This is a genomic window from Streptococcus ictaluri 707-05, from assembly GCF_000188015.2.
GTDB classification, from domain to species: Bacteria; Bacillota; Bacilli; order Lactobacillales; family Streptococcaceae; genus Streptococcus; species Streptococcus ictaluri.
On the sequence record NZ_AEUX02000006.1, the window covers coordinates 399,087 to 411,892 of the forward strand.

14 protein-coding genes and 2 pseudogenes are annotated in these 12,806 nt (G+C 38.5%); 1 reads left to right on the forward strand and 15 read right to left on the reverse strand.

All coding sequences use genetic code 11. The features are described from left to right. Positions 1 to 102: 102 nt before the first annotated feature. From STRIC_RS07020 to STRIC_RS07040, 5 genes and pseudogenes are all read right to left on the reverse strand, one after another. Entirely contained in the window at positions 103 to 1,194 is a 1,092-nt protein-coding gene (locus STRIC_RS07020) for a carbamoyl phosphate synthase small subunit (RefSeq protein WP_008089237.1), read from the reverse strand. A 36-nt stretch (positions 1,195 to 1,230) separates the two neighbouring features. Continuing rightward, positions 1,231 to 2,163, reverse strand: a complete 933-nt coding sequence (locus tag STRIC_RS07025) for an aspartate carbamoyltransferase catalytic subunit (RefSeq protein WP_008089123.1) — start codon at positions 2,161 to 2,163, stop codon at positions 1,231 to 1,233. A gap of 63 nt (positions 2,164 to 2,226) precedes the next feature. Continuing rightward, on the reverse strand, positions 2,227 to 3,486 hold the full coding sequence (locus STRIC_RS07030; protein ID WP_008089462.1) for a uracil-xanthine permease family protein: 1,260 nt from the start codon (positions 3,484 to 3,486) through the stop codon (positions 2,227 to 2,229). 14 nt (positions 3,487 to 3,500) lie between these two features. After that, positions 3,501 to 4,022, reverse strand: coding sequence for a bifunctional pyr operon transcriptional regulator/uracil phosphoribosyltransferase PyrR (pyrR, locus tag STRIC_RS07035; protein ID WP_008088854.1), 522 nt, complete (start codon positions 4,020 to 4,022; stop codon positions 3,501 to 3,503). Between the two features lie 275 nt (positions 4,023 to 4,297). Continuing rightward, positions 4,298 to 5,110 (reverse strand): annotated as a pseudogene (locus STRIC_RS07040) (IS30 family transposase); the annotation flags it as partial. A gap of 207 nt (positions 5,111 to 5,317) precedes the next feature. Between STRIC_RS07040 and STRIC_RS07045 the strand changes: the two are divergent. Then, positions 5,318 to 5,932 (forward strand): TVP38/TMEM64 family protein, encoded by a 615-nt coding sequence (locus STRIC_RS07045; protein ID WP_008089522.1) that lies wholly within the window; start codon positions 5,318 to 5,320, stop codon positions 5,930 to 5,932. Between the two features lie 48 nt (positions 5,933 to 5,980). Here the strand turns inward: STRIC_RS07045 and STRIC_RS07050 are convergent, their stop codons facing one another. From STRIC_RS07050 to STRIC_RS07095, 10 genes and pseudogenes are all read right to left on the reverse strand, one after another. Continuing rightward, complete coding sequence (locus STRIC_RS07050; RefSeq protein WP_008089451.1) at positions 5,981 to 6,880, reverse strand: RluA family pseudouridine synthase; 900 nt, start codon at positions 6,878 to 6,880, stop codon at positions 5,981 to 5,983. After that, the gene (gene lspA, locus STRIC_RS07055; protein WP_008089367.1) at positions 6,870 to 7,328 is read right to left on the reverse strand and encodes a signal peptidase II; all 459 of its coding nucleotides are present in this window, start codon (positions 7,326 to 7,328) and stop codon (positions 6,870 to 6,872) included. The genes STRIC_RS07050 and lspA overlap by 11 nt, the downstream gene beginning before the upstream one ends. Then, entirely contained in the window at positions 7,325 to 8,242 is a 918-nt protein-coding gene (locus tag STRIC_RS07060; protein WP_008088969.1) for a LysR family transcriptional regulator, read from the reverse strand. The genes lspA and STRIC_RS07060 overlap by 4 nt, the downstream gene beginning before the upstream one ends. A 410-nt stretch (positions 8,243 to 8,652) precedes the next feature. Further along, entirely contained in the window at positions 8,653 to 9,864 is a 1,212-nt protein-coding gene (locus STRIC_RS07065) for a glucosaminidase domain-containing protein (RefSeq protein WP_008089148.1), read from the reverse strand. Continuing rightward, positions 9,852 to 9,974 (reverse strand): hypothetical protein, encoded by a 123-nt coding sequence (locus STRIC_RS12900; protein ID WP_040832125.1) that lies wholly within the window; start codon positions 9,972 to 9,974, stop codon positions 9,852 to 9,854. Before STRIC_RS12900 ends, STRIC_RS07065 begins: the two co-directional genes overlap by 13 nt. A gap of 16 nt (positions 9,975 to 9,990) precedes the next feature. Next, entirely contained in the window at positions 9,991 to 10,155 is a 165-nt protein-coding gene (locus tag STRIC_RS12450) for a hypothetical protein (protein ID WP_040832127.1), read from the reverse strand. 1 nt (position 10,156) lies between these two features. Next, complete coding sequence (locus STRIC_RS07080) at positions 10,157 to 10,447, reverse strand: hypothetical protein (protein WP_040832129.1); 291 nt, start codon at positions 10,445 to 10,447, stop codon at positions 10,157 to 10,159. 12 nt (positions 10,448 to 10,459) lie between these two features. Continuing rightward, positions 10,460 to 10,582 carry a CD1375 family protein gene (locus STRIC_RS12905; protein ID WP_008088796.1) on the reverse strand — a complete coding sequence of 41 codons (123 nt, stop codon included), beginning with the start codon at positions 10,580 to 10,582 and terminating at the stop codon, positions 10,460 to 10,462. Positions 10,583 to 10,595: 13 nt separating this feature from the next. Next, a complete protein-coding gene (locus STRIC_RS07090; protein ID WP_008089433.1) occupies positions 10,596 to 10,946 on the reverse strand; it encodes a DUF1366 domain-containing protein in 351 nt (116 codons plus the stop codon). An 11-nt stretch (positions 10,947 to 10,957) separates the two neighbouring features. Then, positions 10,958 to 12,806 (reverse strand): annotated as a pseudogene (locus STRIC_RS07095) (DUF859 domain-containing protein).

Here is a 12,806-nt window from a genome sequence, read left to right on the forward strand (position 1 = left end):
TTATCGATACATAGTGTTCATCTGAAACACTTTTTCGCTAAGCGAAAGCTGTATCCCTTCCTTTCTCCATCTATTTGTCAACTCTCTGTTTAACATTAAATATTAGTTTTGACTTGACTGATCCATTTTCCAAGCATCAATCATCTCTAGAAATTCATCAAATAAATAACTGGCATCATGTGGTCCAGGTGCTGCATCTGGATGAAATTGAACCGAAAAGGCTGGATAATCCCGATGTCTTACCCCTTCAACTGTTTTGTCATTAATTTCTTCATGGGTGATCATCAGACTTTCGGGTAAAGTATCTCTTTCAACGGCATAACCATGATTTTGACTGGTAAAATCAATACGACCAGTTGCAATCTCTCGAACAGCGTGGTTAAAGCCACGATGTCCAAAAGTCATTTTAAAGGTCTTAGCACCATTGGCTAGACTAAAGAGCTGATGACCCATACAGATACCAAATATAGGGATTTTTCCTTGAACTCCTCGAATCATTGCTAAAGCACCTGGTAAATCTTCTGGATTTCCTGGCCCATTTGATAACATCAAGCCGTCTGGATTCAATTGTAAAATGTCTTCTGCACTTATATCAAAAGGAACTACAGTCACATTGCATCGGCGTTTTGAAAATTCTCTCAAAATAGAATGTTTGAGTCCAAAATCCACTATCACAATATTTTTTCCAGTTCCTGGAGCAGGATAAGCCGCTTTAGTGGAAACCTGTTCAATATTATTTGTCGCTAAAACGGTTGCCCTTAATTGATCCTTTAAATGCTCTATACTATCTCCGTCATCAGCCATCGTCGCTTTCATTGTTCCTTCTTTTCGAATCAATTTGGTCAATGCTCGCGTATCAATACCACTTATGCCAGGAATTCCTTTTGCTTTTAGAAACTCATCTAAGGTCATTTGCTGACGCCAATTACTGGCTAACCTGCTTACCTCTGAAACAACCACTCCCTTACAAGTTGGACTAATGGACTCATAATCGTCTCTATTAATGCCATAATTGCCAATCAAGGGATAGGTAAAAGTCAGAATCTGACCATTATAGGATTGGTCTGTTATTGACTCTTGATAACCAGTCATCCCAGTATTAAAGACGATTTCACCTGTGACATCAATATCAGCCCCAAAGGCCTTCCCTTCAAAAATCGTTCCATCTTCTAAAATCAGTAATCGTTTTGTCATTTAATTGCTTACTCCACTCTAATTTTTTGAGGAATACTAGAGAACTTTTCTACCATTTAGAATAGCTTCGATGATAGCCATTCGTACAAAAACCCCATTTGCCATCTGTGCCACAATTCTAGCTTTAGGTGCTTCTACTAAACTATCTGCAATTTCCACATCTCGGTTGACAGGTGCTGGATGCATAATAATGGCAGATGATTTTAAAGACTGATAACGCGCTTTCGTTAACCCAAATTGCTGATGATAGTCCTCTTTCGAAAAGCTTTGACTGCCATCATGACGTTCATGTTGCACACGAAGAAGCATCAAAACATCTAGTTGGTCAATAATCTTATCGATATCAATATAAGTGCCATAGGCATCAAACTCACTTGAGTACCATTGTTGCGGACCATAAAAGTAAAGCTCCGCTCCTAATCTCTTTAGAATCTGCATATTAGATTTAGCAACACGTGAATGGCTTAAATCACCAGCGATCGCAATCTTTAACCCTTCAAAACGTCCGAACTCTTCATAAATTGTCAGCAAATCGAGTAAACATTGACTAGGGTGTTGACCAGATCCATCTCCACCATTGACGATAGCTGTCGTAATGGTAGGACTTTCTACCAATTCTTTGTAATATTCATCTTGAGGATGACGAATAACACAAATGTCTGCACCTAAAGCACTCATGGTTAGTACTGTATCGTAAAGTGTCTCTCCTTTATTAACAGCACTGGTATCTGCATTAAAATCAAGGACATTGACCCCTAGCTTTTTTTCTGCCACTTCAAACGATTTGTGGGTTCTAGTTGAATTTTCAAAGAATAAATTAGCCGCAAAATACAAGTTTTGGTTAGCCATTCTAGCTTCACCAGACTTGTATTCAGAGCCTCTACTTAAGAGCCCTAATACTTCTTCATTACTTAACTCTTCCATTGACACAAGATTTTTTAGTGCAACACGATTATCAATAACTGGCATATTTATCCCCTCTTTAATTCTAATTAATGTAGATATCAAAATCAGTAGACTTCTTAAAAGACTTTATTTTTCTGGAAGAATTTGATACAAAAGAATACCTAATAAGGTTGAAAAGGCAACTCCTGAGATTTGAAGGCCATTAACTTGAAGCATTAAGCCACCGATACCTGATACCAAGATAACACTTGCAATCAAGAGGTTTTTCTTATTATCCATGTCTACTTTTGACTCAATTAAAATCTTCAAACCACTAGAAGCAATGACACCAAACAAGGCTACAGAGATTCCTCCAATAACTGGACTCGGAATAGATTGAATCAATACTGAAACCTTTCCAACAAAACTTAGCAAAGCAGCAATCACAGCGGCTCCAGCAATCACATAGACTGAGAAAATCTTGTTTAAGGCCATAACACCGATGTTTTCACCATAGGAAGTAACCGGTGGGGCTCCCAGAAAACCAGCAATCATTTGAGCCAAACCATCTCCGGTTAAGGTTTTTTCCAAGCCTGGATCTTTAAAGTAATCTCTTTTAGTCAAACTATTTAAAACCATAATATGTCCGAAATGCTCAGTCATTGTGACAAAAGCAATGGGAGCCATAGTAAGAATAGCACTTGGGTAAAACCTTACCCCATAAGTTAGGAAGGGAATCTCAACTGATGGTAGGCTAAGCCACTGTGCTTTAGCTACTTCTGTAAAATCGACAATTTCTTGTCCAGTCATAAAACCAAGTAGAATGGCAAAGAGGTAACCTACTAAAAGTCCTAGCAAGATAGGGATAATACCTACAATTCCTTTTCCGTAGATATTAAAGAAGATGACTGCTAGTAGGGTTAAGAGCCCGATAATAAAATAGAGGAGATTATACTTACCATCTTTTAGCATGACATCACTAACGGCTGTAGTAGCAAGGCTAAGTCCAATGACCATGACAATCGGTCCTACCACAATTGGTGGTAAAATCTTATCAATCCAGTCATTACCAATAGCTTTAACCACAAGTGCCACAAGTAAATAAACTAAACCACCTGTAATTGCTCCTTGTGCTACTGCCCCAATACCATCTGTCTTCATCAGCATTTGAATGGCCGCAATATAGGCAAAACTAGATCCCATATAAGCAGGAATTTTAAATTTAGTAACCGATAGGTGCGCTAATGTTCCTAAACCACTGGAAAGCAAGGCCACAGAAGGATCAATGCCAACAAGAATAGGGACTAAAACAGTCGCTCCAAACATGGCAAATAAATGTTGGAAAGATAAGCCAATCAGAACACCGGCTTTTGGAACTTCTTCTACATCATAAATAACGTCTTTCACAATTTACCTCTTTCTTAGCTTGGATCCACAATACTAACACGGTCTTGGCCGTCAACTTCAACGACTTCAACAACAATTTCTTTACTACTGCTAGTTGGAATATTTTTGCCAACATAAGCTGCTCGAATAGGTAGTTCACGATGCCCTCTATCTACTAGGACAGCAAGGCTCACACGACCTGGACGGCCCAAACTAACCAGATTATCAATAGCTGCTCGTATCGTACGGCCTGTATAAAGAACATCATCTACTAAAATGACATCTTTTCCAGTGATATCAACTGGCATAGTTGTTGTATCTTCTTGACTTTTTGTGTCATCTCTAAACGGTTTGATATCTAGTTCACCAATTGGTAAGTCCAGACCTTCAAGTTGTAATAACCGTTCTTGAATACGACGAGCCAAGTAAACACCTCGTGTTTTAATTCCTGCTAAAACGACATTATCCAAATCCTTGTTACGCTCAATAATTTCATAAGTAATACGTGTAATGGCACGCTTCATGGTCATTTGATCAACAATTTCCTTCGATTTCATTTGAAACCTCCTCCAAAAATTCACATAAAAAATCTCCTTGAATGCAAGGAGATTTCACAAAATATGGGCACCACAAAACCTAATGGCGCACTTTTGATCCGTTCATTCTCCTTGCCAGTCTCACGGGACTAGATTAAAGGAATATTTTATTTTCAATAGTATAGCAAAAAAAAAATAAAAGAACAAGGTCTTTCAAAAAATTTTTTAATGAACTATTTTTCCGCAAGTTGTCAAGTCAAGTGCAACCAGTTCATAGATAACTAGAGTTCCAGATGTTAAGCTGTTCGGGATAGCTCAAACAGGAATTTTGAGGATTGATATTGAAGAAGTCGTCTTGGGCGCTCATTGATGGCAGTAATATAATTGTCAAGTTCTTCAGAGGTTAGTGGATTAAGTGAGACTCCTTTAGGGACATATTCTCTGAGGAGGCCATTGAAGTTTCTCGTTTGTTCCTCTCTCATGTGAAGAATAGGGATGTGCAAAGTAAACTTCAACAGCTTCTAAGTTTGAGAGTAAACTAAACTCAGAACCATTATCCGCTGTGATGGATGCATTAGGATACTGACTGATGAGATGCGTGACAGCACGGTTAATGGTTTGGGACTGCTTGTCTTCTAGCTTAACTCCTAGTGCATAGCGTGTCTGGCGCTCTACCAAAAGTCAAACATAACAGCTTCACCTTTGGTTTTCTTGCCGAGAACCAAATCAATCTCCCAATGCCCAAATTCAGAACGATCATTAATATATTCTGGACGTTCTTCGATAGATTTACCTAAAGTCTTCTTATTCGTCTTCATGACTTTCTTAGAACGTTTTCTGATACTAACCATCTTAGGCAAATCGATTGGTTTAATAGCTAATACCCCCTCTTTGATATAACGATAAATCGTTTTGGTAGAGGAGACGACTTCTTCAGGATGGTTCACTTTGTAAGTCTGAACAAAACTATCCACACTATGGAGACGAATGTTAGCCGTCAAGGCAGATTCTAATTGTTCAATGAACCTAGCGGAGCAGTCATTCAACTTGAGATAAGAACTCTTTTGACGATTGGTTTCATAGACACGTTGCCCACTATCAGCGAAATAGGCGTTGAAGAAGGTTTGTTTTCCATACTGAATTGGGAAATTCTAGTATATCAGACGAACATGTCTTTTTTGTTGCACTTCATTTTACAACGCGGGTGAACTATTTTTCATTAATCTTTCAAAAATAAGTCTAAAGGCTGATATTATTTGTTTTATTTTTATAATACAATGATGTTATGAACATTTCAAGAAAGAAGGGTAAATAAGATGTTTTCTAAGTTAACCCAACTAAATCACAAAACTCTGATTCATACACTAGCAGTTTTAGGAATCTTATCTTCCATTGCGTTTTTCATTTATTTCCAAAAACATCCTGATTTCTTTGCAATTAATGGTCCCTTCCAACACTATTTATATCAAATGGGGATTTGGGCTCCTCTTATCTTTATCTTGGTTCAGATAATCCAAGTTATCTATCCTATTATTCCTGGAGGTTTAACCTGTGTGTTAGGTCACGTCATGTTTGGACCTCTTTGGGGCTTTATCTACAATAGTATCGGCATCTTTATCGGTTCCATAGCAGCTTTTCTCTTAGCTAGAAATTACGGTGAGACTTTTGCTAAAGCCTTTGTTTCTGATAAAACTTACGATAAATACATACCTTACCTCAATAAAGGAAGCTATTTTGAGGGCTTCCTAGTGACCGCTTTTTTATTACCTGGTTTTCCTGATGATTTTTTATGCATGGTATCAGGTCTCAGTAAGATAACCTTAAAAAAATTCATCACCTTATTTGTTATTTCAAAACCTATCACCCTCTATCTTTATACAATCCTAACTTATCACGGTATTCAATCCCTTAGTCAATTCTTTCATAGCTAAAAGGTTGCAAGACAAAGTATTACAACCTTTTTAACGGTCAATTTCTTTTTATGACTTGTTATCTTGCCTCAAACGAGCTAAAGTTTTTTGAAACAGTTGAGGAGCTTCCACAGTAAATCGCAATTCCTCTCCACTATCAGGATGAGTTAGACCGAGAGTCTGTGCATGTAAAAATTGCCCCTGTCCCTTCAAAGTTTTTCGTGGACCATAGAGAGGATCTCCCGCAATGGGATGACCAATGTAGGCCATATGAACACGAATTTGATGCGTTCTACCTGTTTCAAGCTGTAATTCAAGCAAAGTATAATCTCCAAAACGTTCTAACACTGTAAAACGTGTCAAGGCTTCTTTGCCTTTTACCGTGACAGCTTGTTTTTTTCGATCTTTCTCACTTCGACCGATTGGGGCTTCAATCACTCCTCTATCATTTGGAAGATTTCCATGGACAATAGCTAAGTATTTTCGTAGCGACTTTTTAGCTTTTAATTCTTCTGCCAAATGGTGATGTGCCTTATCTGTTTTTGCTACCATGAGCAATCCCGAAGTATCTTTATCAATGCGATGAACGATACCTGGACGAACCACTCCATTGATAGATGATAGGTTCTTAATGTGATACATCAGTGCATTCACCATAGTTCCTGAGGCATGTCCTGCTGAAGGGTGAACTACCATCCCTTGAGGCTTATTGACAATAGCAAGTGCATCATCTTCATAAATAATATCTAAAGGTATATCCTCTGCTTTATATTCCAAAACCTCTTCCTGAGGAATCTGATAAGTAATCTTATCTCCAAGTTGAACTGTATATTTAGCCTTTTTGGCTTGGCCATTCACTAAGACCAAACCTTGTTTGATTTGATCATTAGCTTGACTGCGCGAAAGGTCTGTCAAATCTGCCAGCGCCTTATCTAAACGATCTCCCGCTTCTTTTATTTTAATTTCCATAATCCTCTTCTTTCCATAAACAAATCATTAACAACATAACACCTACTGTAAGATAGGAATCAGCCACATTAAAAATGGCAAAGTTCATGAAATCTAAATGTATCATATCGACAACATAGGATAAACGCACTCGATCAATAAAATTACCAAGCCCTCCAGAAATGATTAAGACTAGTGCTATTTGCTTCCAAACACTTGCCTTAGGATGTTTCCAAAAATAATAAAGGGCATAGCTGATGACAACAATGGTTATGAAGGTAAAAAACCATTGTTGATGTTGTAAAATGGAAAAAGCAGCACCATGATTTCGGAGATATGTTAAACTTAGCAGACCAGGAATAAAAGGCCTTACTTGACCAAGCTCAATATGAGATACTACCCAAAACTTGCTTAATTGGTCAAGGAGAATCAATAGAAGGCTAGTTATTGTAAAGATTATTTTTTTCAATCGATTTCCATCTTTCTTCTTTTATCAAAGTATTCTTTTAAAATAGTAATAAAGGTAAGAGCGGCTAGTGATAAATTTTTATCACGTCGCTTAACATAAATCATTCTATTTTCAATATGATCACTTAATGGAATGACCTTTATTCCATTAACGCTACGATGGTCTAAAAAACCAGATCCGGTCGCAAAAGCATCTGTTCTCTCTAAAATCCCATTCAATGTGGCTCTATCAGAAACATTGAAAATCCGAGGACTATGACTGGTATCCACAAAATTTTCGGAATAATAGAGGTACTCATCTTTTTCTTGCGTAAAACGAACTGCTGGTAAACCTTTAATATCCTCTAAAATAAGACTGTCCTTACTAGCAAGTGGGTGGGTTTTTGACAAGTAAATGTGGGTAGTAAAGGGACTTAGTTCCACATACTCAAGAGCCAACTTATCCATATGCTGAAAAAGACCTTTACGATTATCAGCATTTAAATAAATGATTCCAATCTCACTATTACCTTGTGCAACTTCATCAAGAACCTGAATGGTTGTCGACTCAAAAATGCGAAAAACACGGTGTCCCTCGTATTTCTGAGAAAACTCTGTAATTAAAGGAGGTAAAAAATCATAATGCTGACTGGCAATTGAAAATTCATTATGATCTCTATCAGATTGAGAAAATTCTTTCTCAAAAGAATCAAAAGTTTTAACAACTTCTAAAGCTTTTTCATAGAAGGTTAGCCCTTGGCTAGTGAGAACCGTTCCTGTTGTGGTTCTCGTAAAAATTTGAAAACCAAGTTCAGACTCCAAATCCTTGATTGAGACTGATAAGCTGGGTTGACTGACAAAAAGCTTTGAAGCCGCTTCTCGAAAAGTGCCATTATTTGCAATTGCCACAACATATCGTAATTGTTGAATATTCATTAACTTACTTCCTAAATCTAGTACCCCTCATTATAGCATAAAAATCATAGATTCTAAAAGCGACTAACTGTTATTCAATTGTTAAGTCCTTATCTTCTCTGCCTATCTTTGAAATAAAAAAGCCTTCCGAAAAGTCGGAAGGCCTTATGTAATGCGATGTTAAACAATTATTTAGCTACTGGGTAAACTGATACTTGTTTTTTATGATTAAATAGCCTTATTCTGCAATAACCTTCAAAGCCCTAACAAATCAATACTTCAGCTCTTTAAATGTTATCTAAAAGTGACATAGTTAATAATTATGGGTACCAAAATGGGTACCAAAAACAGCCCCCGCAATAGCGAGGGCGTTTGTCTTATCTTAAGGAGCTTTACCTCCTTTTTTGCTACCGACATATATGTCGGTTACACTAATTTAATTTTCCCCAGAGACTGATAATGTTGCCGTCTTTGTCAGTTATCCCAATAGCCATGTAATTTCGCATACCTGAGCCACCAACATAGCTAATCCAGTAGTAGCCATTCGCATAACCCTCGCTATCAAAGTTAACGATGTCACCTTGTTTATAACTGCCTACAACTTCGCTGGCTAAGCTTGGCCAACGTCTGATGTTAATCTCTGCAACATCAAGCGTAAAAGTACCTGCTTTTGGTGTCTCTACAATTGTGTCAGAGTTTTGTGGCTCGGTGCTGACTGTTTGTGTAACTGCATCTCCTTGATATGGTGGGTAAAACCATCCTGCCACATTGGTAAAGTCACGGACGTTAAATCTTGCTGGACCACCAACATATAAAGCGTCGGCATTACTGTCAATATTTTGCTCGATAGTCTGCATAGTGTAGCCATCTGAGTCAACATAGACAAGACCAGTATGACCATAATTTACACCGTCAAACCAAGCATTCATGACAAAAAATGCTCCTGCTCGTGGATTTGCGTCTGTAGGCAGGTAGTGGACTTCCCATCCTAAGGCTGCTGCACTAGCTAGTAAGTCAGCTGCATTGCCCCAAAGGTCTACACCAAACCAATGCTTAGCGGCATAGCAAGGGACGTCTGCACACTGCGTGCCATAAGCACCATCTTTATCAACGCCCATGCCAGCGTTGGCTAGGTTGATATAAAATTCAATGACTTCTCGACACTGAGAACTAATCATCTGTTTCTCCTTTCTGCCGATAACTTCGGCATCCCAAGACTGCAAGTCATTTTCCTCGATAATTTGGATAAGTAGCTCCGCATAACCACTGGCTGTGGCATATCCTGCGTCCTTAATCGCATGACAAGCCTTTTTGTAGTCAGTCTCCCCAATAACAGACTGGTAGCGTGGATTATCTACTAAAAACTGGCCATGGTCAGCGATAGACTCATCCCAACTATCATAGGCCCTAAATCGGTCTACAATATCAGTCACAACTCCTGGTTGATACTCCTCTTGAGTCTTGCTATCAAATGACTTACCAGTCCAAGAGCTATCTGCCTTGATACCAAATAGAGCGTTATGTGGGGCATACTTACCCCACCCACTCTCTAAGATAGCTTGAGCAGCTGGCAAAGATGGCAAAATCTTATGATTGTGCCACTCTGCGATAACTGCGCTTTTTATATTATCTAAAAATGCCATCTATCATCCTCTCCTATAAAGGGAACCAAAATCAAAGCAATCACGGCCAGTGGAAAATATAGCACCATGATAGCTATGATTACGGCTAGTTGTGTGATTGCTTTTCTCATCTTACTCCTTGATTTGTTACACATTCATCAGAACGCATGTTAGTCCTGATAGCAGTACCGCTGACAACATTGTTGGCCAGTTAATATCCGTGATCAACACGCTTGATCCGATAAGACCAACAGCAGTTTGTGCCATTATTTTAATTGTTTTGATCGCTACTTTTTTAAACCATTTATTCATGTTATTTCTCCTTATTAAATAATGTTTTCAACTGCTCTTTATGAGCAATGATTTCATCTTCCGTGCGATTGATGCTGTCTTCATGCCTATCTAATACTTTGTGGATGTTTTCGCGGTCTTTTTGAGAGTCCTTTAAATCATACGTTAAAGTTTGGATAGTATCTTGTAACAATCGCATCGTTTCGTTATTTTTTTTGATTGAGTTTTGGAATGGTTGCACAACTAATTTAACTAGCGATGTAACCGTAATAACAGCTCCGCAAAGCGAAGCTATCTGCATAAAAACCTGCATCTAGTTACCTCGCTATTCTGCTCCAATATTACCTGATTCAACAAGCTGTTTTACTTTTTCGCGATATTTTTCAGGAACATCTTCCAAAGTAATCCAACCGAATTCAATCTGCATTGCAAAATAATTAATCATCATGATACGTCTCCTTTTAATCCACTTTTCCAACAGTTTGATCATCTGTTGTTTCCTCTTCTTCATTTGTTGCGATAATTTGATTTAAAATTCCAGTCACAAATTTAAGCATATTTTCGCCTTTTTCAATGGTTTCATCGAGTTTAGCAAATTTTTCATTCAGCGCTTTTTGTGGTTGTAACTGTTGATAAATCATTTTCTCGCATAGTGCCATAACCTCGCTTTGAGGTTTGTCTAAATACTCTTTAGGTAATGTTAACGGTATGTGCCAACCGGCGTGATCATCAACACCGTCTATAATTACCTTGGCGCCAGACACAGAGCCATCTGGCATCTGGTCTGGATATTTTGATTTAATAACTAGCATAAGTTTCCTTTCTAGGCTGTTCTGAGCCAAATATATGTTGTGATGTACGGTTGTAAATTGTTGTGAGGTTGACCTCCACCAGCAGATGCGGTATTGCTATAAACAGCATAAGAATTGGACGTTGCGCTTAATCCAGCTCCTCCTTCTCCAGTACCATTCCCAACGAATTTGTTTCCACTACCTATTCCGTGCGTATGACTAGGCATTTCGCTAGTTATTAAAGTATGAGTTTTGGCTCCTCCAGTTTTACCAACGTAACTAAATTCACTCTCATTTTCGGAGACCCCGACAATGGTCCGACCTTGAGCATATCTCTGCCATGTGCCACCAATAAATGTCGATGGGTTAGCAGATGATGTGCTCATGTAAATAGCCCCAACAGGATAAACCATGTTTAAAATATCTGTCTTGTCAAATGACGTCTTAACCTCTGTATTGTTGACGTACAATTTGCCACTAATATAAGTGTCCCCCTTAACGTCAAGAGCCCCCTTTTCCCAAATCTTTTGGATACCAATCCCATCTTTGGAAATTGATTTGACAACTGATTCCGTTCCAACATCAAATGCAAATTCGGTGCGACTAAACTTGTCAGATAGCACCCCTTTAATCGTATAAGACTTTGTTGGCGAGAAGGTACCATATAAATTAGCGGACGAGTTTACCAAGCTAGACACATTTGACCACGTCCCACTCGCTGAGCCATTATTGGAAGAAGAATAACTAGAGCCTAATTCTGCAACACTAAAAACGAGTGTCATAGTGTTTTTTTTGCGTACCGTAAACAGATAACGGTGCTATAGAAGCCCTCCTAGTGACTGTCAGCGTGCTAGATGAATACCCTGACCTCGCAACATCAAAAGATAAGGCAGGCGGAAAATACTTGAGCACAGTAACGGTTTTGTCAATCGTTGATGACTCTCTTCCTCTGCTATCAATGACCTTAGCCCTAATGGTGATTTGACCATCATATAGCATGCTACCTAAGCTACCACCATTTTGGTTAGTTGATTGTCCTTTTCCGACTATCTCAGCATAGTACTCTTTAATTGTTGAGCCATAAGTACCGCTAGCATAGCCAAAGTTCACTCTAATATCAGAGTATACTTGTACAAAATACTCTGCACTTGGTACCACACTACCTGCAACGGTATGAGCATCACTCAAGCTAATGCTTGATAGTGTCGGTTTCATACTATCTGGTATAGTAGCTTTTAAAGTTGTTTCTTGTGTGCCAGTTAAAGTTGAACCATTATAGGTATCTACATAGATAGTACCTACCCCAGTGGTATTGTCAGGGATGTCATTTGCAAAATCAAGAGGGATAGTCCAAGTGGTGGAAGTATCCACATTGCTTGCAATAGTTCCTGACTTGCTTCCCCAAGTATAGCGGACAGTGTGCTTGAAGCTAGAGCTTTGTCTATTGATGTTGATAGTGATAGCACTGCCAATAGTTCCAGTTATAACACTGACAGAGCTAGAACGTGGGATAGTGGTAAGTGTAAAAGTACCACTACCAACAGTCAAAGTACCTGGAGACCATCCACCAGAACCGCTAAAGCTAGCAATGAATCCAAATGATTTAGTACCATCAGCATTATGATTAACCGTTATTGTTCTATCAATCAGAGAAATTGTTGAGGTATAGCTAAGTACTGATGGTGAGCCTGACCAATCTAACCGTTGACCGTTTAAATCAACATAGGCAGAACAACTATACTGTGCAAAAGTAGTTGTGGTATTAAGCAAGGCAAGCCTTACTCTAACCTGACTACTATTTGCTAATGTATTTTGAGACACTTGGTCAATCGTAAGTCTAATACGATAACCTCTGTCATTGTTTGACCAAAATTCTGCCAA

Excerpts from the sequence above, each read along its gene's own strand:
- STRIC_RS07050 (WP_008089451.1), bottom strand. The coding sequence starts at position 6,880 with ATGGAAATTAAAATAAAAGAAGCGGGAGATCGTTTAGATAAGGCGCTG.
- STRIC_RS07090 (WP_008089433.1), bottom strand. The coding sequence starts at position 10,946 with ATGCTAGTTATTAAATCAAAATATCCAGACCAGATGCCAGATGGCTCT.
- STRIC_RS12450 (WP_040832127.1), bottom strand. The coding sequence starts at position 10,155 with ATGAATAAATGGTTTAAAAAAGTAGCGATCAAAACAATTAAAATAATG.
- STRIC_RS07065 (WP_008089148.1), bottom strand. The coding sequence starts at position 9,864 with ATGGCATTTTTAGATAATATAAAAAGCGCAGTTATCGCAGAGTGGCAC.
- STRIC_RS07080 (WP_040832129.1), bottom strand. The coding sequence starts at position 10,447 with ATGCAGGTTTTTATGCAGATAGCTTCGCTTTGCGGAGCTGTTATTACG.
- STRIC_RS07020 (WP_008089237.1), bottom strand. The coding sequence starts at position 1,194 with ATGACAAAACGATTACTGATTTTAGAAGATGGAACGATTTTTGAAGGG.
- STRIC_RS07060 (WP_008088969.1), bottom strand. The coding sequence starts at position 8,242 with ATGAATATTCAACAATTACGATATGTTGTGGCAATTGCAAATAATGGC.
- STRIC_RS12900 (WP_040832125.1), bottom strand. The coding sequence starts at position 9,974 with ATGAGAAAAGCAATCACACAACTAGCCGTAATCATAGCTATCATGGTG.
- STRIC_RS07025 (WP_008089123.1), bottom strand. The coding sequence starts at position 2,163 with ATGCCAGTTATTGATAATCGTGTTGCACTAAAAAATCTTGTGTCAATG.
- pyrR (WP_008088854.1), bottom strand. The coding sequence starts at position 4,022 with ATGAAATCGAAGGAAATTGTTGATCAAATGACCATGAAGCGTGCCATT.
- STRIC_RS07045 (WP_008089522.1), top strand. The coding sequence starts at position 5,318 with ATGTTTTCTAAGTTAACCCAACTAAATCACAAAACTCTGATTCATACA.
- STRIC_RS12905 (WP_008088796.1), bottom strand. The coding sequence starts at position 10,582 with ATGATGATTAATTATTTTGCAATGCAGATTGAATTCGGTTGGATTACT.